Source organism: Pseudomonas sp. efr-133-TYG-5 (assembly GCF_030209175.1).
Classification (GTDB): domain Bacteria; phylum Pseudomonadota; class Gammaproteobacteria; order Pseudomonadales; family Pseudomonadaceae; genus Aquipseudomonas.
The window spans coordinates 608,746-629,066 of sequence record NZ_JARVSM010000001.1; the positions used below are offsets into that span (position 1 = coordinate 608,746).

Consider the following 20,321-nt stretch of genomic DNA (forward strand, 5'->3'; position numbering starts at 1 on the left):
TACCGGGGCAGAAAATGAGGCCTGAACTATAACAAGGCCCCGGGGCGATGGTTCGGCCAAATGCGGGACTGTCAGGAGCCCCGCGCAGCCTCAACTGTTCTTCACCGCGACAAACGCTGCTGTCTCATAGGGCACCGTCACCACGTCCCGGTCGCGCAGATCAGGCTCGCTGGCAATCAACTGCCGAATCTGCTCATCGACCAGCGCCCGCTGCGCATCCGGCAACGCGGCGATAAAACTGGTGGAGCGCACCCGGTTGAAAATCACGTCTTCCGCTGACCCGCTGTGACCGTGGTGGAAGTGCTGCGCCTGCAGAGGACCGAACGCCGGATGCGGAAACGCCTGGCGCCACGCCCCGGTGTAGTAGCGCGGGGTGTCGCCTTGCAGCGCATTGACGATGGCGTCGAGTTTCGGCACCCAGCTCACCGTCGTGTCGCGCAGGTTCCAGATCAGCCCGAGCTTGCCGCCAGGCTTGAGCACCCGGGCGATCTCGTCGAGCGACTCGCGCGTGGCAAACCAGTGAAACGCCTGGGCGCAGACCACCGCATCCACCGAAGCATCCGGCAGCGGCAGATCGCTGGCGGTGCCGCTGACGGCCAGGACCGCGGGCCACTGTTCCGCGAGCCTGGCGAGCATCTGCGGCACCGGTTCCACGGCAATCACCTGGGCCCCGGTCGCCACGAGCCGAGCGGTGAACTTGCCAGTGCCGGCGCCGAGGTCGATCACGGTCTTGTGGTGGTCCAGACCGAGCGTCGTGGCCAGCCATTCGCTGACTGGCGGCGGGTAGTCCGGCCGGCCTTTGACGTAGGTGTCGGCGGCGGTTCTGTAGCCGGCGGCAGCCGAGTGATGAAGCGAGTCTTTCATGGCAGAACTCCAGAGCGACGACGGGCGCCAACGAGCATAGCCGGCAAAATTGAGCTTTCCTTGAATGGTGCCTGACAAAGCAATGAATAAATGTTCACCCTCAGGTGTTCAAAACAATACGCAACCCACTGTGGAGCCTTGCCCATGACTATCCGTTCCGTTATGTTCGCCGCCCCGTTGCTGCTGGCCGCGGTTCTGTCCAGTCCCCTGGCCCTGGGCCATGGCGATGAAGACGAGCCCGTCCAGAAGCCGAACTGCCCCAAAGGCCAGGTGTTCGATAGCAAGACGCAGAAGTGCGTGCTGCAGACCAGTCGCCTGGTGCCGGATGCCGATCGTACCGATTACGCCTATCGCCTGGCGAAGGCCGGCCGTTACGAAGAAGCCCTGGCCCTGCTCGACACGCTGCAACAACCGAATACCGCCAAGGCCCTGAACTATCGCGGCTACGCCACGCGCAAGCTCGGCCGCACCGACGAGGGCATCGGCTACTACCTGCAATCGGTCAAGCTCGATCCGCAGTACGCGCAAGTCCGTGAATACCTGGGCGAAGCCTATGTGATCAAGGGCCGCGTCGATCTGGCGCAGGAACAGTTGCAACACATCAAGTCGATCTGCGGTACATCCTGCGAGGAATACCGGGACCTGGCGCAAGCAATCAACGATTCAGCGAAAACCTGACACTGACAACAGCGGTGACCATCATTTTCAGCGAACAGGCCTTCCGGGCCGAGCTCAGCCAACACCTTGCGAGCCTGTGGCGCTACGGCCTGCTGCTGTCGCGCAACCGCCATGTCGCCGAGGATCTGGTGCAGGCCACCTGCGTGCGCGCACTGGAGCGCGCCAGCCAGTACGTGGCCGGCACCCGCATGGATCGCTGGCTGCTGAGCATTCTGCATTCGATCTGGCTCAATGAAGTGCGCGCCCGCCAGGTGCGTCAGGGCCAGGGCGTGGTCGATGCCGACGGTCAATTGGCGTTCGATGGCGAATACGCCGCGCAGACCCACGTCATGGCCGCGCAGGTGATCCGCCGCGTGGACGCGCTGCCGCAAGCCCAGCGTGAAACCGTGTACCTGGCCTATGTCGAAGGGCTGTCCTATCGCGAAGTGGCGGATATCCTGCAAGTGCCGATCGGCACCGTCATGAGCCGCCTGGCCACCGCCCGCCTGAAACTGGCCGAGTACCCGCCCCTGCAAGCGGTGCCGAAACCCACCGCAGGAGATCCGCAATGAACGCGCCTTCGGACGAGCAACTGGTGGCGTACCTGGACAATGAACTGGATGGCGAACAACGCAGCCAGCTCGAAAGCGCCATCGCCGAGGATCCGCTGCTCAGTCTGCGCGTGCAGTGGCTGCGGCGCAGCAGCCTGCCGTTTCCGGCAGCCTACGATGAACTGGCACTGCAGGCGCCGCTCGATCGCCTGCAGGCGCGCCTCGATACGGCACCGTCGCCGGTGCGTCCGGGGTTGAGTCGCCGCGGGTTCATCGCCGCCGGCGCCGCTGCCCTGGTGGTGAGCGGCGTAGCGGCCGACCGAGTGTTTCTCGGCTGGCAGCTGCGGCAAGCGCACAACTGGCGGGCACGGGTCGGCGATTACATGGCGCTCTACGTGCCGCAGACCCTCGATCACCTGCCGACCGACGAAGCCTCGCACCGGGCGCAGTTGCGCACGATTGACGCGCGACTGGGGCTCAACCTCTCCACCGCGATGCTGAAACTGCCCGGTGCCGAGCTCAAGCGCGCGCAGATGCTCGAATACGATGGCGTGCCGATTGCCCAGATGACCTTTCTCGATTCGCAGCACGGCCCGCTGGCACTGTGCGTCACGCGCTCCAACAGCGGCAGCCTGGCGCTGGCCCACGAGCGGCGCCACGCGCTGAACGTGGTCTACTGGACCGAGCGCGAACACGCCTGGATGCTGATCGGCCACAACCCGCCGGCAGCGCTGGAAGAACTGGCGCAGCGCCTGCGAGAGCGTCTGAGCGCGTAAGCCACTATGCTTGGCGAGTGATTATCCAAGGAGGAAAACCTGATGCAGATTGCACCCCACGCAGCCCTGCTGGTCATCGACGTGCAGAACGACTTCACCCCCGGCGGCCAGTTGGCCGTGCCCGAGGGCGACCTGATCGTGCCGTTGATCAATCGCCTGAGCAGCCTGTTCAAGCAAGTCATCGTCGCCCAGGACTGGCACCCGGCCGGACATGCCTCGTTCGCGTCCAGCCACCCTGGGCGCAAGCCCTATGACGTGATCCAGTTGCCGTACGGCGAGCAGACCCTGTGGCCGGATCACTGCGTGCAGGCCACACCCGGCGCCGAGTTTCATGCGGGGTTGGACCTGCCCCACGCGCAGTTGATTATCCGCAAGGGCTGCAACCCGGACATCGACAGTTATTCGGCGTTTCTCGAAGCCGACCGTGCCACCACGACGGGGCTGGCCGGCTACCTCAAGGAGCGCGGCATCGACACGGTGTACATGGTCGGCCTGGCCCTGGATTTCTGCGTGATGTTTTCCGCGCTGGATGCGCGGGCGGCAGGCTTCAACGCCATCGTGGTCACCGATGCCTGCCGCGCAATCGACCTGAACGGCTCGCTGGCGGCGGCGATCGAGCGGATGCAGGTCGCTGGGGTGCAGTTGATCCCGTCGAGCGAACTGATCTGATCCCACCCCTGCGGGCCTTGTGGCGAGCGCTTGCGCCCTCGTCACGGTCCGGGCTCAGCTTGGCGTCGGCAGCCACAGGCGGAACCGCGCGCCGCCCAGCGGCGATGCCTCCACGGTCAGCGTGCCACCCTGTGCTTCCAGTGCCCGCCGGCTGATCGCCAGGCCCAGGCCGAAGCCGCCGGTGGCCCGGTCACGGCTGCGATCGAGACGGTAGAACGGCTCGAAAATCCGCTCGCGCTCGTCCTCGGGAATCCCGATGCCATCGTCGTCGACCCAGATTTCACAACCCTTGGGGCACACCTGCACCCCAACCTGGATGCGCTTTTCGCAGTAGCGCATGGCATTGCGCAACAGGTTCTGCAAGGCCCGCGCAGTCAGGCGCGGGTCAAGGGCGAAGCGTTCGAGCTGCCCGTGCAGCAGCACGTCGATGACCACTTCCGGGGACTCCTGCTCGTCATCGACGCTGCCGAGAATGCTGTCGATGAACTCGTCCAGCGACACCTCGACCTGTTCCGGCAACTGCGCCGGATTCTGCAGACGGCTGTAGGACAGCAGTTCCAGCACCAGTTCGTCGAGCTCGCGAATGTGCGCCACCAGCCCTTGCAGGCGCTCGCGGCTGGCGGCGGGCAGATCGTCGGACAGCGCCAGGGCCAGGCCGAAATCCAGACGGGTCAACGGCGTGCGCAATTCGTGGGACACCGCGTTGAGCAGATCGCGCTGCTGGTTGAGCAGGTTTTCGATATCGCCGGCCATGGTGTCGAACACATTGGCCAGGCTGCCGATGTTCGAACTCGGTGCAATCTGCGTGCGCTCGCTCAGATGCCCTTTGCCGAAACGCTCGGCGGTGCCCTTGAGGCGCTCCAGATCGCGCCAGTGCGGGCGCAACCAGAGCAACAGGCAGGCCAGCAGCGTCGCGCCGATCAGCACGTTGATGCTCCAGTACAGCAGGTTGACGTCCATCGGGTCCGGTGGCACGACCATCTGCACCACGGTTTCGTCGTTCAGCGGTGTCACCGCCAGGGTGCGCCAGCCCCAATCGCCGATGCGTACGACGTTTTCACCATGACGCAGACGTTCGCGCTCCGGCTCGGTGAAATCGACATCATCGATCCGCGCCAGGACGATGTGCAGCGGCTGGAAATCCTTGTCCATCGACGCCGCCAGCGCCGGCCACTGCTCGGGCGGCACCGCGCGAAACTGCTTGGTGATCAGCGATTGCAGGCCGCGGGAATAATCCAGGTTGTAGGTGACAAAACGCTCGCGGAAGGCCATGACCACCAGATCCGGGACCAGATAGATCGCCGCACTGTAGGAGACGATCGTCACCAGATACAGGCGAAACAGGATTCTGAACATCCGCTCAGCATTCCCACTCGGAACGGCTGAACAGATAGCCCTTGCCCCACACCGTCTTGATCTTGCGCGCCTCGCCCGCGTGGTCGTCGAACTTGCGCCGCAGCTTGGAAATCGCCACGTCGACCGAGCGATCGGTGCCGTTGAACTCGATGCCACGCAGGCGTTGCAGGATCTGGTCGCGGCTCAGTACCTCGCCGGCATGCCGCGCCAGCACCACCAGCAGATTGTATTCGCCACTGGACAGCTCCACCGGTTGCCCGCGCCAGGTGACGGTGCGCTCGGAAAGGTCGATGCACAGGTTGCCCATGAGGATCTGGTCATTGGCGGTCAGTGGCTCGCCGAGGCTGCTGCGGCGCAGCAAGGTCCGTACCCGAGCCAGCAGCACGCGCGGCTCGCAGGGCTTGGTGACGTAATCGTCGGCGCCCATCTCCAAGCCCAGCACCTGGTCGTGGCTGTCATCGCGGGCGGTCAGCATGAGGATCGGCAGCGTCGCCGAATCGGCGCGCAGCAGGCGGCAGACCTGCAGGCCGTCGAGGCCGGGCAGCATCAGGTCGAGAATCACCAGGTCCGGTGGATTGAGCCGCGCCCGCTCGCGCACGTGGTCGCCACGGCCGATCACGCTGACGGAGTAGCCGTTGCGCTCCAGATAGCTGGAAATCAGTTCGGCCAGCGCGGTGTCGTCTTCGACCAGAAGAATGTTGGGCATTGGGGGTGTTCCAGAAAGTGCTGTGGCGACGGGTAAGGCCTGAAACGGTCAATCTGTCGCAATAAATTTCAAGACCTGAAGGATATACGGCCTCACTCGTTCATGAGCAAAACCCTTACACAATTTCACACAGCGCCTACAAAGCTTCACCGCTAACCTCGGCGTCTGCCCGTAGGATGCGCACATCAATATTGGGGGTTGTACATGTCGAAGAATCTGCTGGCCGGGCTCGGTCTGATCGCTGCTGCGTTGTTGCTGAGCGCCTGTGATTCGTCCTCTGAAGCTGAAGAGCAAGCGCCGCCGGCCACCGTGCGCATCGAGACCATCGAGGCCCGCCCCCTGGCGATCAGCAGCGAACTGAGCGGGCGTATCGCCGCGCCACGGATCGCCGAAGTGCGCGCCCGGGTGGCCGGCGTGGTGCTGCAACGCACCTTTCGTGAAGGCAGCGACGTGAAAAAGGGCGACGTGCTGTTTCGCATCGACCCGGCACCGTTCAAGGCTGACCTGGACAGCGCCGAAGCCGCGCTGCGCAAGGCCGAGGCCAATGCCTTCCAGGCGAAGCTGCAGGAGCAACGCTACGCGCAATTGATCGGCGACCAGGCCATCAGCGGTCAGGATTACGACAATGCCCGGGCCAATGCGCGGCAGACGGCCGCCGACGTCGCCGCCAACAAGGCTGCCGTCGAGCGCGCCCAGCTCAATCTCGGCTATGCCACCGTCACCGCGCCGATTTCCGGGCGCATTGGCCGTGCGCTGGTCACCGAAGGGGCGCTGGTCGGGCAGAACGAAACCACGCCGCTGGCGCTGATTCAGCAACTCAACCCGATCTACGCCGACCTGACCCAGTCGACCCGCGAGCTCAACGAACTGCGTCGCGCGTTCCGTTCCGGGCAGTTGCAGGAAGTCGGTCAGGATCAGGTCAAGGTCACGCTGCTTCAGGATGATGGCAGCCTCTATCCGTTACCGGGCAAGTTGCTGTTCAGCGACATCAGCGTCGATCCGGGCACCGGCCAGATCATCCTGCGCAGCGAGTTTCCCAATCCCGATCTCGACCTGCTGCCGGGCAGCTTCATCCGCGTGCGTCTGCAGCAAGCCACCGTGCAGAACGGCATCACCGTCCCGCAACGTGCGGTGCAGCGTGACAGCGCGGGTATCGCTCAGGTGCTGACCGTCGACGAGCAGATGCGCGTGGCCCAGCAGCCGGTGCAACTGGGCGCGGTGCAGAACGACCGCTGGATTGTCACCGGCGGCCTCAAGCCCGGCGACCGCATTGTCATTGAAGGTCTGCAACACGCCCGTCCCGGCGAAAAAGTGCAGATCGACGACACCCCTCTTCCACTTGCCCAGACCTCTGGTCAGTAAGCAGGACGCTTTTCTATGCCGCAGTTCTTTATCGATCGCCCGGTGTTCGCCTGGGTCGTCGCCCTGTTCATCCTGTTGGCCGGTGCGCTGGCCATCCCGCAACTGCCGGTTGCGCAGTACCCCGACGTCGCGCCGCCACAGATCGAAATCTACGCCGTTTACCCCGGTGCCTCGGCACAAACCGTCGATGAAAGCGTGGTCAGCCTGATCGAGGAAGAACTCAACGGCGCCGATCACCTGCTGTATTTCGAATCGCAGAGCAGCCTCGGCAGCGCCACCATCAAGGCCACCTTCCAGCCGGGGACCAACCCGGAACTGGCCCAGGTCGACGTGCAGAACCGCCTCAAAGTGGTCGAGTCGCGCCTGCCGCAAGCGGTGAACCAGCAAGGCCTGCAGGTGGAGAAAGTGTCCTCCGGCTTTCTGTTGCTGATCACCCTCACCTCCAGTGACGGCAAGCTCGACGACGTCGCGCTCAGTGATTATCTGGCGCGCAACGTGATGAACGAGATCAAACGCATCGACGGCGTCGGCAAAGCGCAGTTGTATGGCGCCGAACGCGCGATGCGCATCTGGATCGATCCGCAGAAGCTGATCGGTTTCAACCTGACCCCGGCTGACGTCAACGCCGCCATCGTCGCGCAGAACGCGCAGGTGTCGGCGGGCAGCATTGGCGACTTGCCCAATCCGTCCTCGCAGGAAATCACCGCGACCATTCTGGTCAAGGGGCAGTTGTCGACGCCGGAAGAATTCGCCGACATCGTGCTCAAGGCCAGTCCGGACGGTTCCAGCGTGCGCATCAAGGACGTGGCCAGGGTCGAGGTCGGCAGTCAGGAATACCAGTTCGGCACGCGCCTGAACGGCAAGCCGTCCACCGCCGTCGGCGTGCAGTTGGCGCCGGGGGCCAATGCCCTGGCGACCGCCACCTTGATCCGGGCGAAGATGGACGAGCTGTCGCGCTACTTCCCGGCCGGCGTCGAATACAAGATTCCCTACGACACCTCGCCGTTCGTCAAAGTCTCGATCACCAAGGTCGTCTACACCCTTGGCGAAGCGATGCTGCTGGTGTTCGCGGTGATGTTTCTGTTTCTGCAGAACATCCGCTACACGCTGATCCCGACGCTGGTGGTGCCGGTGGCCCTGATGGGCACCTTCGCCACCATGCTGGCGCTGGGTTTCTCGATCAACGTACTGACCATGTTCGGCATGGTGCTGGCCATCGGCATCCTGGTGGACGACGCCATCGTCGTGGTGGAGAACGTCGAGCGGATCATGGCCACGGAGGGCCTGTCGCCAAAAGAAGCGACGCGCAAAGCCATGCAACAGATCACCGGGGCAATCATCGGCATCACTCTGGTGCTGGTGGCGGTGTTCATTCCGATGGCGTTCATGCAGGGTTCGGTCGGTGTGATTTACCGGCAGTTCTCGCTGTCGATGGCGACTTCGATCCTGTTCTCGGCGTTCCTTGCCTTGACCCTGACGCCAGCGCTGTGCGCAACGCTGCTCAAGCCGATTGCCAAGGGCGAGCAGCATGAGAAGAGCGGCTTCTTCGGCTGGTTCAACCGCCGCTTCGAGCAACTGACTGATCGCTACCAAGGCTGGGTCGGCTACGCGTTGCAGCGCAGTGGGCGCTATCTGCTGATCTACGGCGTGCTGTTGATCGGCATGGGCGTGTGCTTCGCGCGTCTGCCCTCCTCGTTCCTGCCGGTTGAGGATCAGGGCTACACCATTACCGACATTCAACTGCCACCTGGGGCCACCAAGAACCGTACGGTGCAGGTCGCCGAGCAACTCGAAGCGCACAACGCGGGAGAGCCCGGCATCAGTGACAGTGTGGTGATTCTCGGCTTCAGTTTCTCCGGTAGCGGGCAGAACGCGGCGCTGGCCTTTTCCACGTTGAAGGACTGGTCGCAGCGCGGCGGCGATGATGCGGCCAGCTCGATTGCCGACCGCGCCAACATTGCCCTGAGCCAGATCAAGGACGCCATGGCGTTTGCCGTGTTGCCGCCGCCGGTGGATGGACTCGGTACGTCGAGCGGTTTCGAATTCCGTCTGCAGGATCGCGGCGGTCTCGGTCACGCGACATTGATGCAGGCGCGCAGCGAACTGCTCGCCGCCGCGGAGAAAAGCCCGGTACTGATGAACGTGCGCGAAAGCGCATTGGCCGAGGCACCGCAGGTGCAGCTCGAAGTGGATCGCAAGCAGGCCAACGCCCTGGGGGTGTCGTTCGCCGACATCGCCAACGTGCTGGCCACGGCGGTCGGCTCGACGTACGTCAACGACTTCCCCAACCAGGGGCGCATGCAACGGGTCGTGGTGCAGGCCGAGGGTGACCGCCGCAGCCAGGTCGACGATCTGCTGAAAATGCACGTGCGCAACAGCGAAGGGAAAATGGTCCCGCTGTCGGCGTTCGTCGCCGCCCGCTGGACCCAGGGCCCGGCGCAATTGACCCGCTACAACGGCTACCCAGCGATTGCGATTTCCGGTGAGCCTGCTCCCGGGCACAGCACCGGCGAGGCCATGGCGGAAATCGAACGGCTGGTGGCGCAGGGGCCGAGAGGCCTCGGCCAGGAATGGACCGGATTGTCGCTGCAGGAACGTTTGTCCGGCAGCCAGGCGCCCATTCTGCTGGGGCTGTCGCTGCTGATCGTGTTCCTGTGCCTGGCGGCGCTGTACGAGAGCTGGTCGATTCCGACTTCGGTGCTGCTGGTGGTGCCGCTGGGCGTGCTGGGTGCAGTGCTGGCCGTGACGTTGCGCGGCATGCCCAACGATGTGTTCTTCAAAGTCGGGCTGATTACCATGATCGGCCTGTCGGCGAAGAACGCGATCCTGATCATCGAGTTCGCCAAGAGCCTGTATGAGGAAGGCCACGACCTGATCGATGCCACGTTGCAGGCAGCGCGCCTGCGTCTGCGGCCGATCGTCATGACTTCGCTGGCGTTCATCCTTGGTGTGGTGCCGCTGGCCATCGCCACCGGCGCCAGTTCGGCAAGCCAGCAGGCGATCGGCACCGGGGTCATCGGCGGGATGATTACTGCCACCCTGGCGGTGGTCTTCGTTCCGGTGTTCTTCGTCGTGGTCATGAAGCTCGTGCAACGATTGACCAAACACGCCTGACGACCTTTCCGGGAGCGGGCTCGCTCGCTCCCATCGCGGCCAATCGCCTGCACAGTGGTCTAGCTGCCGGCACTGGGCTAAGGTGTCGGAATCATCCCGGCCTTCGAGTCCCCATGCGCTTTCTCGCCCGCACCCACCCTCGCCTTTCCGCCGCCGCTCTGGTCGGCCTGGCCACCGGCCTGTTGGTCCCCGCCGACACCATCGTCAGCAAAATCCTCATCGGCTGGAATGCCGGCGTCTGGACCTACCTGATCCTTATGTTCTGGCTGACCGTCCGCGCCAAGGCGCCGGACGTCAAACGCATCGCCGTCGTCGAGGATGAGAATGCCGGGCTGGTGCTGTTCGTGGTGTGCATCGCCGCACTGGCGAGTCTCGCCGCCATCACCCTGGAACTGGCGGGCACCAAGGATCTCGAGACCCAGCGCAAGCTTCTGCACTACGGTTTCACCGCCCTGACGGTGGTGGGGTCATGGCTGCTGATCGGGGTGATTTTCTGTGTGCACTACGCCCGGCTGTTCTACACCTGGGACGGCAAGGAGCCGGCTCTGCGCTTTGCCGAAGGCCTGACCACGCCCAACTACTGGGACTTCCTGTACTTCTCGTTCACCATCGGCGTGGCGGTGCAGACCGCAGATGTCGGTGTGGCCACGCGAGAGATACGCAAGATCGTCCTGGCGCAGTCGTTGATCGGGTTTGTGTTCAACACGGCGATTCTGGGGTTTTCAATCAATATTGCGGCCGGGTTGTTTGGCTGATAATCCAATCCGCGCGCATTTGAAATTACGCAACTAACTGCGGCAGAAAAATCATAAAAGTACTCGAATGTAAACTGACAGGTATGACAGTTTACAGGCGGGTGGGCTTGCGATCAGATGTAACTTCCGTGGCTGGATTGATATCCAACCGCGGCTGACTCTCGCCCCATAAATGATGGAGATTCTGCTCATGACCGCTGCACAGAAACTCGCTACGTTTCAAAAAGGCAGGTCCACCCGTGCCGCAGAGTTCAATGCGTCTATCGACAAAGGTGAACCGTTGAATTTCAGGGCGACCTTTAGTCAGGTCTATTATCCACAAGAGGGGGAGCCGCCTCGCTGGACCATCAAGGCTGACTATCGTGATTCGACGGATAATCAGATTAAAACCATCCGGGTCATACTTTTCAAAGACCCCACCGACTCCAAACCTCAATTAGCCAATGCCGATGTGATGGTTACCTACAGCGACTCGGCTGAAGATCCACCCTCCGAATACTGCACGACGGCCCCCACCACGGCATTCACATTCGACGCGGAAACTTCGTCTATCAGCGGCAGCATCAGCGCAACGGTTTCGGATGGTCTTGATCCGGTCAAGACTCACGCACTCGATCTCGAGTTTGATCTACAGGCAGCACAATGGTCGCAACGCCGATAACAACTGCGCAAAAACAAAAAGGAGGCGACTGCCTCCTTTTTTAGTTCAAAGCCTGATCAGAATGCCACGCTGATACCGGCACTCACGTTGTAATCCTGCTTGACGGTCTTGCTTTGGCTTGAACCCGCCTCGGCAAACAACTGCACACCGTTTGGCAGCGCCCAGTTGACCCCACCGGCCAGTTCAACGCTGGTCGCAGAAGTATCGTTGTTGAAACGGCTTTCGTTGACCCCGACTTCATTGGCCTTGATGAACTCATGCCCCATCGCGACCCGGACTCGCGGTTGCAGTTTCTGGCCGTTGCCCAGATCCATTTCGCTGCCTACATAGAGGCCGCCCTTGGCCACAAGTGATCGAGTCAACTGGCTATCGACCTCAAGACCATTGTCCAGGGAATAATGTTTACCCGAGACCACTGCCGCGTTGAGTTGAGCAAAGGGCGCCAGGAACCAGCGATCGTTCAGCGCATACTGTTTACCCACTTCAAGCGAACCACTCAGACCATAGCTGTGATAGTCGCCTTTGGTGCGAACACCATCACTCATGGTGACTTTCAGGTGATTGTCAAAGCGGTTTATCTTGGTGACCGCATCAATGTAGAAGCCGGTTTGCGAGTCGAACTTCGTTGCATAAGCGCCCACCGAGTAACTGTCGACAGTACCGGAGCTGCCGTATTTCAGGTCCAGGTTGCTCTGGCTGTAGCCAACCATCGCGCCGACCAGCCAGTCGGTGTCCGCCAGCTTCGTATCGGCCCCGAATACAACGCCCTGCTGAGTCTGACTGTAACCATCACCATAGCTGTCCTGGACGCTGTAGCGATTGCCGTAGGTACGCGTCCATACGCCGCCATTCCCTGAGTTCAGACGCCTGTCGCCCATTCGGGTGTTAAGCAACGTGCGTTCGGCGTCAATGATTGTCGGGGCCGTGTTGGCGATTGCCAGTACGGATCGGGTGCTGGTACTGACCTGAGTGTCTGGTCGCAGGAACCAGCCGTTGCCTTCATCAAACAACTTGTAAGTGAACGCACCGGCATCCACGGCACCGGTGACCAGAGCAAACGTCGCATCACCGCCGCCTACGCTGACCAATTGGATAGGCTCGGCGGTCAACGGCTTGCTGCCGGTCGCAGTCACGTTGATTCGATAGTCGCCGGTAGCGTTACCCGTGACATTCAGAAAGTCGGTCTGCCGACCGCCGAAGTCCGTGGCCATCTGCAGGGTGCCATTACCGGACAAGCTGGCAACATCCAGTTGGTAGAACCCCGCACCCTGAGCAAAATCGAGTGTGCCGTTGCTCATGGCCAACTGACCCACCTGGTTATTGCCGGTCAGGACCCAGGTCGAGTCATTCAGCGCGAAGCTCGATACATTTTCCACGCCGCCGGTGAATGTCGAGCCATTGGCAAGCGTGACATTGGAGCCCTTGCTGGCATCGCCTTGAAAATGACCGGTGAAACTACTTTGATTGTTCAGACTCAGGCTGGACACATTTTGCAGATTACCGTTCAACGAAGCGTTGCCGTCGAGACTGACCGCTGCTGTGCTGCCAGACTCCACCACAATATCGCCGTTGAGGTTACTGTTGACCACATTGAAATCGACGGACGCCCCACCTGCCACTTCCAGTATCGAGCCGTTGCCGCCAATCAGCGTGGAACCATTCAAAACGTTGATTGCGAGAGGCCCCAGCGGATTGCTGGCGATATCTGCGCGGATCGCCGCGCCGGTTTTCCCCTCGACACTGGAGTTGTCGAGAACCAGCGTGCTCAGCTGTTCATCAGTGCCATCTTGTTGATAAACAACGCCATTGAGACCACCGATGATTTTTGAGCCAGCGCTCAGATTCGCCGAGCCGCCGGCCAGCGTGAGACCAAAACTCGTTGCACCAGTACCTTCCAGCGTACTGTTCGCCAGGTTCAGCACACTGTAGGCCGTGGCAAAAGCCCCACCGGTGGTGCCGCGAACGGTGCTGTCGAACATATCGACTCGTGAGCCGGTCTGGGTATCGACATCCCGCACGGCTTGCAAGCCGATCGGCAGACCGGAAATGGTCGAGCCCGAAATGACCGCAGCGCTGTTCTCCAGCGACAAAGCAACGAAGCCGCCGACACCGGTCACCGTGACGTTATCGAGGTTGACCGATCCACCGACGGCGTCGATGCGCTGGGTCTGGCCACCGTTGGCATTCAGCGTCCCGCCCTGCACCGTGATGTCCAGTGTGCTGGCACCGTTGCTGGTCAGGATCGATCCGTTCGCCAGTTGCCAGCTTTCCACTGCCGACCCAGGCGAGATCGTTTCCAGCTCTCCGGGATTCAATGCGCGAGCCTGTGCATGAGGCGCGGACAACAGGAGCAGGGCCAGATACGGAAATCCACGAAGGAGATGACGCTGTACAACGAGATTGTCTTTCGAGCACATGAGAACCACCACTATCAACTTCAAAAGGAAGGTTCGGCGGCCTACATCGGATACGCCTTACCAAAGGCCGGCAAGGTTACTGATCCTCAGGGAAGCTCGATGTAGGAAAAGTCTGCCAATAAGTCGGATGTTTCCTTTAAGTGCGAGTGAGCTCGCCTGTGCGGCGCCCGTCACACCAACGCATGTCGCGCTGCTGTGACGGGCGTCTGCAGGCGCAGGTTCAGGCATCCTCGCAGTATTCCCCGCGCGGATTGACCAGACTGATCACGGAATGAAACTCGGCCGAAGGATATTCAGTGGCGTTGATCTCAACCGTGTACCAGATTTTCCACCAGCCTTCGTAATCGCCCGGCGTAACAGGTATTGGGGGTGGTACCGGAATATTTCTGATCGTGGGGTCATAGGGCGCAATGACCATATCGATGCCGGTAGTCCCCTCTGGATCGATAATGGGATGCGCTGCCGATTTGAAAGTGGTTTGCGGCGACGGCTGTGTCATCGCCTCATCCCGGTAACCCTGGGCATGCAGAAAGACATTCCTGCCCGCCTTCAGATGAGTCGGATTACCGGGAATGTGAACTTTCAAGCCAAAATTCGGCTCCTTGAGATCATCGCAAAGAATGATGTTTTCATCCTCGAACTCTCTCTCGACCTGCGGCTCATCCAAATCGACAACGATGGCGTTATTGGTGACATATGTGATGGGGGATTTATTTTCGTTAAGACCACCAATATCAGACCAGAACCACTGAAGCGGTTTATCCTGACCGAGGCCGCCGTCTTCAATCGTTTTCCAAAGCAAAGTCAGTGGGATGGAGGTGTCTCCAGTCTTCGGAAACTCCGGACCAAAGCGTACACCGGCGTATTCACCGAAAACTTGCTGGCCGGTTTTAACCGGTTTATTCGGATCATTCGGGAAGGTGACGGTCACTGTCTGAGGTTTATTGTAATCCTCAGGTTCAAGCACATCAGGTACCGCGGTGCTGGTAATGTGCGGTTTAGGCAGTTCGTCATTGGGCGCAGGTGGGTCTACCGGGTTGAGCGGACCTGGGTAATAGACATTCTCAGCAAAATCATCAAGAAATGAACTGCTCACTGTTGTCGGGCCGCGCAACAACGTGGCTTCCACCCTGACGGGAACATCCGTCTCGGTGTCAGCTCCACCTTCATAATAGGAAGCCTCGATATCGGCGTAGGGAACATCCCGTATATGTGAAGTGCCCGTGCCAAATTCTTCCGTGCCTAAATCCTGGTTATTCCAGGTAAGTTTTACCTCATCATTATCCAGCACATTCGTAACTCTTCTCAGCTCGATCTTGACGCCTACCCCACAATCCTTCAGATCAATCAACTTATCCGTTGTTGCCAGTGGCACAATCGGCTTATCGATAACCGGTTTTGGCTTGAATTGCACTTTCAAGCCGACGGCAGAGGACAATGCACTACGATTACCCGGATCGCCTGCACCATCGTCAAAAATATAGTACCCATAGATTGCTCTTGGGCCCAGTTGTTTTACCTTTTCAATATCGACGGTAATTGTCCCGATACCTGCCGTATCGGTGAAAGTCCCCTCGTAAAGCGGCGGATCGGGGTTTACAAGCGAATAGGTTTCGCTGATGTAAAACAAAATCTTGTCAGACGCCATCCTGTTTTGATAGTTGATTGTAAACGTAACCACCATGCCGGTTTTATTGCGCTCGATAAAATCATCATCGATAACGTCATTGGTAGACAATGTGGGCAGTACAGGCACCGGTGGACGCGATTTCGGACCGCCCGGCACAGCTTGGTAAGGGGCTCGACGGTCAATGATGAACGGCGTTGGGTCCGACGACCACAGGTTGCCAAAAGGAGGTCGCACGCGATAGCGGACCTGCCATTCGGTGGGGGTAGCAGGCGGATTGTCCTCGACATGCGCATCGGCTGGAATTTCTATCAAATAGGTAGGTGGCCGCCCTGCGACAGTCCCGGCAGGAAAGCCATGTTGTTCCACCCAGTTATTGGTACCGGCGCGAGTCGTGCTGACCTCCACGTAGTCATTGTCTACCTGGATTTCCCATAGTTTCAACTCCACTTGAATCATTCCGCCAGGCACTAACTTTGCTGCAATTATTCGGTTATCGGTATCACTCACCTTATCCATCACGGTCGGTGGCAAACCGGCCAAAGGTCCGACTGATCGGGTTTGAAGGGCTAACCGATCAACTTCACCAAGTTTTTGTTTCGCGTTCATTTGCCGACCTCCAAGTTATTTTCGTATCACGCACGAGATCACAGTACTGCCAAACATCAGTACCACAACACTTATTAACCAAGAACAATCACCGCCATCAACAGCAGCAACATTAATACGAAAGATAGGCTGTTTATGGCGGCCCACAGGACTTGCCGCCAGAACCAACAATAATGCGATCAATCTTGACCAACCCGACCTCAGACTGACCTATGTACACACCCGCTCTTTTTATTTTATAAACCAGCGTCCCGGAGCAGCGATTTACCAGAGGCTCTGAATATGGAACAAACGGTATCGGCGGTAATTCAAAACCGTCGAGATTTTTTTCGTCATCTTCGCTCAAGGTATAACTGAACTCGCCACGAGTGCCTGGAACATAAAACTGTTCCGCGCCATTGAGTACTGAAAAGCCCCTCCAGACACTTTCGCAAATATCACCTTTCTTGAATCCCTGGAAAGGTATCAAAACAAATATCCCATCCCAGATGGGCCGCTGGGTATCACAATTCAAATAACCCGAATACGTGGCATCCGGAAATTCCGGCTCCAACAAAATCGGCAAAGGAATTACGCTGCGATCGATCGTCAGTTTCTTTTCAGCGGAATCAAGCCTGTTACCCGGAAAAGGTCTGACGGCTCTGACGGAGTAATAAATATGGGCGATGCCGTCATTGGCGAAGAGACTGACATCCAGCGGTATCGCAAACTCGACCTCGGTAATAGGCCCGTCTTTGACCTGCTTGTAGATCGTGTCAGTTACTCCGCCCCGAACCCAGTAGACCGTGAGCTCATCCGCTCTTCCGGGCTGATCAGCGTAGTTGGGCCAACGGGGAACTCTTGCAATGCCGCCGTTGAGCAGGACCTTGGCGGGCACGTTGCCGTCTGGATCGCTATCGAGTACATCGTCCACCTTGGGTGGGTCGGCGAGCAGCGGACTCGATGAATTTCCTTCACTGATCGACATGGCTAAATCCTGTGGATCCGAATCTGCGATTAAGGAAATTAGAAGCTCATACCGGGGTTTTGCCTACTGTCAGATCTGACAGGTAGCGATACCACTCGTCGGCTACGACCGTCATCCAACGGGGTTATCCACTTGACGATTTTCCAAGGTTGAGGTCCACTGAAACCGGTTTCATACCTACATAAAAATAAAGGTTTCAGCGTGAACGACTTTTCCGCCGCCCAGCGCAGCCGCGTAACCATGCTCGATGTCGCCGAACGCGCCGGCGTTTCCAAGGCCAGCGTCTCGCGTTTTATCGGCGATGACCGTGCCCTGCTTTCCGATGCCATCGCCTTGCGCATCGAACAGGCCATTGCCGAACTGGGTTACCGCCCGAACCAGATGGCCCGTGGCTTGAAACGCGGGCGTACGCGTCTGATCGGCATGCTGGTGGCCGATATCCGCAACCCTTATTCGATTGCCGTGATGCACGGGGTGGAAACCGCCTGCCGTGCGCATGGCTACAGCCTGGTGGTGTGCAACACCGACCGTGACGACGAGCAGGAACGCCAGCACCTGGCGCTGTTGCGCTCCTACAACATCGAAGGGCTGATCGTGAACACCCTCGGCCATCACCGTGACGAGCTCCACGAACTGCACCGGGAAATGCCGCTGGTGCTGGTGGACCGCAAGGTCGATGGCCTTGACAGCGACATGGTCGGCCTGAACAACCCGCAGGCTGTCGAGATGGCGCTGACGCACCTCGAGCAGCGTGGCTATCGCGATGTATTGCTGGTGACTGAGCCCTACGACGGCACCAGTTCGCGTATCGAGCGAGTCAGCAGTTTTCAGACGCAGATTGCCCGACGCCCCGGGATGACCGGGGCCTTGCTGGAAACCGGCGATTCACTCGCCGCTCATCTTCAAACCTTTTTAAACAAACCGGCTACCGGGCCTAAAGCACTGTTCTGCGCCAACGGCGTCGCCGCGCTGGCCTGCACCCTCGCCTTGCGCGAAATCGGCTGCGGGTTATTCGAGGACATCGGGCTGATTGCCCTGGACGATCTGGATTGGTACCCGTTGGTGGGCAGCGGAATGACCGCCCTCGCTCAGCCGACGGCCGAGATTGGCGCGCGGGCGTTCGAGTGTTTGCTCAAGCGCTTGCGGGGAGATGTCGAGGTAGCGCGCAGAGTGGATTTTGCCCCGGTGCTGATTGAGCGGGGTTCTACCCGAGGGATGGGTGGTGTTTGAGCTGACGTCTTCGCTGGCAAGCCAGCTCCCACAAGGTCCGAGGCGTTTAGGCAATTCATGTACACCGTCGAACCTGTGGGAGCAGGCTTGCCAGCGAAGAGGCCCGAGAGGCCATCACAGCACCACCTGATTTTTTTTTGCACAAAAATGAAACCGGTTTCAGAGGTAGATAATAATGAATAAACCTGCCGTTTCCATCAGCCTGTCCAGCTACGGCGCCGAGCTTGTGCGCCAACGCGGCCAGGACTTCTTCATCAATGTACTGGCCGCCGCCGGCGCCGATCGCATCGAGTGGCGCGAAGAGCTGCTGACCCGCGAAGTGCCGGCGCAACTGAGCGCCGCCGCCCAGGCGCAGGGCCTGCAAAGCATCTATTCGTCGCCGAGTGAACTGTGGCTCGCCGGGCAGGCCCGGCCCAATCCCGAGCTGATCAGCGCGCTGCAACAGGCACAGGCGTTTGGCTCGAAGTGGCTGAAGGTCTCGCTCGGTTATTTCACCGACAACTGTGATCTGCAGGTGCTCAAACAGCTGCTGGGCAACAGCCCCGTGCAGCTGCTGGTGGAAAACGACCAGACCTTGCATGGCGGCCGCATCGAGCCGTTCCAGCGCTTTTTCGCCGCCGTCGAGCAGCACCACCTGCCGGTCAAGATGACCTTCGACATCGGCAACTGGCAGTGGCAAGACCAGTCCGCCAGCAACGCCGCACGCCTGCTCGGACGGCATGTCGGCTACGTGCACTGCAAAGCGGTAGCCCGCCGTGCCGACGGCAAACTGGTCGCCGTGCCACCCGCGATCAGCGACCTGCATGTGTGGGAACAACTGCTGCGGCATATGGCCCAAGGCGTTATGCGCGCCGCCGAGTACCCGTTGCAGGGCGATGACTTGATCGCACTGACCACCGAGCATGTCGCCGCCCTCGCCCACCTTGGCCAATCGCGCCTGGAGCCTGCCCATGTCTGACATCGATATTCTTTCGTTCGGCGAAACCATGGCGATGCTGGTCGCCGAGCAGACCGGTGACCTGGCCAGCGTCGAGCACTTTCACAAGCGCATCGCCGGCGCGGACAGCAACGTGGCCATCGGCCTGTCGCGGCTGGGCTTCAACGTCGCCTGGTTGAGCCGGGTCGGCAACGATAGCCTCGGTCGTTTTGTGGTCCAGACGCTGATCAAGGAAGGTCTGGACTGCAGCCACGTCGATGTCGATGCACAGCACCCGACCGGTTTCCAGTTCAAGTCGCGCAACGACGATGGCAGCGATCCGCAGGTCGAGTATTTCCGCCGTGGTTCGGCGGCCAGTCATCTGTCACCACAGTCGATCAGTGCCAGCCTGCTGAATGCCCGTCATCTGCACGCCACCGGGATTCCGCCTGCGCTGTCGGCGTCCGCCCGGGAAATGTCGTTGCAGCTGATGACGCGCATGCGCCATGCCGGGCGCAGCGTGTCGTTCGACCCCAATCTGCGCCCGAGCCTGTGGGCCAGCGAGCAAGAGATGATCCGCGAGATCAACCGCCTCGCCGCCCTCGCCCATTGGGTACTGCCGGGTTTGAGCGAAGGTCGGCTGCTGACCGGGTTCGAAGATCCGGCGGACATCGCGGCGTTTTATCTCGATCTGGGTGCCGAAGCCGTAGCGATCAAGCTCGGGCCGCAAGGTGCCTATTACCGCACGCAACTGGATCAGGGGTTTGTCGCCGGAGTGCCGGTGGCCCACGTGGTCGACACCGTGGGTGCGGGCGACGGGTTTGCCGTCGGCATGATCAGCGCCCTGCTCGAGCATCAGAGTTTTGCCGAGGCGGTGCAACGCGCCAACTGGATTGGCAGTCGCGCGGTGCAGAGTCGTGGGGACATGGAGGGTTTGCCGACCCGGTCCGAGCTCTGCGCTGAATTCCAGTCCGCCATCGCTGGCAAGCCAGCTCCCGCAGGGTTCGCAGGTGCTGCGTCAATCTTTGAAACAACCGAAATACCGGTGGGAGCTGCCTTGCCCGCGATGAGGCCCTGACAGACA

17 protein-coding genes are annotated in these 20,321 nt (G+C 60.4%); 11 read left to right on the forward strand and 6 right to left on the reverse strand.

The genetic code is table 11. From position 1 onward, the window contains the following. Positions 1 to 90: 90 nt before the first annotated feature. Positions 91 to 864: a class I SAM-dependent methyltransferase gene (locus QRN70_RS02665; protein ID WP_285415673.1), complete on the reverse strand. Its 774-nt coding sequence runs from the start codon at positions 862 to 864 to the stop codon at positions 91 to 93. A gap of 144 nt (positions 865 to 1,008) precedes the next feature. Here QRN70_RS02665 and QRN70_RS02670 point away from each other — a divergent pair, with 144 nt between their 5' ends. Genes QRN70_RS02670 through pncA form a run of 4 tightly spaced genes read left to right on the forward strand, consistent with a single transcriptional unit; the run spans position 1,009 to position 3,517 of the window. Further along, positions 1,009 to 1,542, forward strand: a complete 534-nt coding sequence (locus QRN70_RS02670) for a tetratricopeptide repeat protein (RefSeq protein WP_285415674.1) — start codon at positions 1,009 to 1,011, stop codon at positions 1,540 to 1,542. A 14-nt stretch (positions 1,543 to 1,556) separates the two neighbouring features. Then, complete coding sequence (locus tag QRN70_RS02675; RefSeq protein WP_350224493.1) at positions 1,557 to 2,093, forward strand: RNA polymerase sigma factor; 537 nt, start codon at positions 1,557 to 1,559, stop codon at positions 2,091 to 2,093. Further along, entirely contained in the window at positions 2,090 to 2,848 is a 759-nt protein-coding gene (locus tag QRN70_RS02680; RefSeq protein ID WP_285415675.1) for an anti-sigma factor family protein, read from the forward strand. The genes QRN70_RS02675 and QRN70_RS02680 overlap by 4 nt, the downstream gene beginning before the upstream one ends. Positions 2,849 to 2,890: 42 nt before the next feature. Then, a complete protein-coding gene (pncA, locus tag QRN70_RS02685) occupies positions 2,891 to 3,517 on the forward strand; it encodes a bifunctional nicotinamidase/pyrazinamidase (protein ID WP_285415676.1) in 627 nt (208 codons plus the stop codon). A gap of 54 nt (positions 3,518 to 3,571) precedes the next feature. Here the strand turns inward: pncA and QRN70_RS02690 are convergent, their stop codons facing one another. Further along, positions 3,572 to 4,873 carry an ATP-binding protein gene (locus tag QRN70_RS02690; protein WP_285415677.1) on the reverse strand — a complete coding sequence of 434 codons (1,302 nt, stop codon included), beginning with the start codon at positions 4,871 to 4,873 and terminating at the stop codon, positions 3,572 to 3,574. Positions 4,874 to 4,877: 4 nt separating this feature from the next. Further along, positions 4,878 to 5,579 carry a response regulator gene (locus QRN70_RS02695; protein WP_285415678.1) on the reverse strand — a complete coding sequence of 234 codons (702 nt, stop codon included), beginning with the start codon at positions 5,577 to 5,579 and terminating at the stop codon, positions 4,878 to 4,880. Positions 5,580 to 5,783: 204 nt separating this feature from the next. Between QRN70_RS02695 and QRN70_RS02700 the strand changes: the two genes are divergently transcribed. The 4 genes from QRN70_RS02700 to QRN70_RS02715 all read left to right on the forward strand — a co-directional run bounded on the left by QRN70_RS02700 (position 5,784) and on the right by QRN70_RS02715 (position 11,471). Further along, the gene (locus tag QRN70_RS02700) at positions 5,784 to 6,941 is read left to right on the forward strand and encodes an efflux RND transporter periplasmic adaptor subunit (protein WP_285415679.1); all 1,158 of its coding nucleotides are present in this window, start codon (positions 5,784 to 5,786) and stop codon (positions 6,939 to 6,941) included. Positions 6,942 to 6,956: 15 nt separating this feature from the next. Then, positions 6,957 to 10,055 carry a multidrug efflux RND transporter permease subunit gene (locus QRN70_RS02705; protein ID WP_285415680.1) on the forward strand — a complete coding sequence of 1,033 codons (3,099 nt, stop codon included), beginning with the start codon at positions 6,957 to 6,959 and terminating at the stop codon, positions 10,053 to 10,055. Between the two features lie 113 nt (positions 10,056 to 10,168). Continuing rightward, a complete protein-coding gene (locus tag QRN70_RS02710) occupies positions 10,169 to 10,810 on the forward strand; it encodes a DUF1345 domain-containing protein (protein ID WP_285415681.1) in 642 nt (213 codons plus the stop codon). 190 nt (positions 10,811 to 11,000) lie between these two features. Further along, a complete protein-coding gene (locus QRN70_RS02715) occupies positions 11,001 to 11,471 on the forward strand; it encodes a hypothetical protein (protein WP_285415682.1) in 471 nt (156 codons plus the stop codon). A gap of 56 nt (positions 11,472 to 11,527) precedes the next feature. On the opposite strand, the gene QRN70_RS02720 is transcribed toward QRN70_RS02715, so the two are convergent. From QRN70_RS02720 to QRN70_RS02730, 3 genes are all read right to left on the reverse strand, one after another. Then, positions 11,528 to 13,888 carry an autotransporter outer membrane beta-barrel domain-containing protein gene (locus tag QRN70_RS02720; protein WP_285415683.1) on the reverse strand — a complete coding sequence of 787 codons (2,361 nt, stop codon included), beginning with the start codon at positions 13,886 to 13,888 and terminating at the stop codon, positions 11,528 to 11,530. Between the two features lie 220 nt (positions 13,889 to 14,108). After that, complete coding sequence (locus QRN70_RS02725; protein ID WP_285415684.1) at positions 14,109 to 16,124, reverse strand: hypothetical protein; 2,016 nt, start codon at positions 16,122 to 16,124, stop codon at positions 14,109 to 14,111. 133 nt (positions 16,125 to 16,257) lie between these two features. Further along, a complete protein-coding gene (locus QRN70_RS02730) occupies positions 16,258 to 17,091 on the reverse strand; it encodes a hypothetical protein (protein ID WP_285415685.1) in 834 nt (277 codons plus the stop codon). A gap of 201 nt (positions 17,092 to 17,292) precedes the next feature. On the opposite strand from QRN70_RS02730, the gene QRN70_RS02735 reads away from it, so the two are divergent. From QRN70_RS02735 to QRN70_RS02745, 3 genes are all read left to right on the forward strand, one after another. Continuing rightward, positions 17,293 to 18,321, forward strand: coding sequence for a LacI family DNA-binding transcriptional regulator (locus QRN70_RS02735; RefSeq protein ID WP_285415686.1), 1,029 nt, complete (start codon positions 17,293 to 17,295; stop codon positions 18,319 to 18,321). Positions 18,322 to 18,496: 175 nt separating this feature from the next. Beyond that, positions 18,497 to 19,279, forward strand: coding sequence for an IolE/MocC family protein (locus QRN70_RS02740; RefSeq protein WP_285415687.1), 783 nt, complete (start codon positions 18,497 to 18,499; stop codon positions 19,277 to 19,279). Next, positions 19,272 to 20,315: a sugar kinase gene (locus QRN70_RS02745; protein WP_285415688.1), complete on the forward strand. Its 1,044-nt coding sequence runs from the start codon at positions 19,272 to 19,274 to the stop codon at positions 20,313 to 20,315. Before QRN70_RS02740 ends, QRN70_RS02745 begins: the two co-directional genes overlap by 8 nt. Positions 20,316 to 20,321 lie beyond the last annotated feature (6 nt).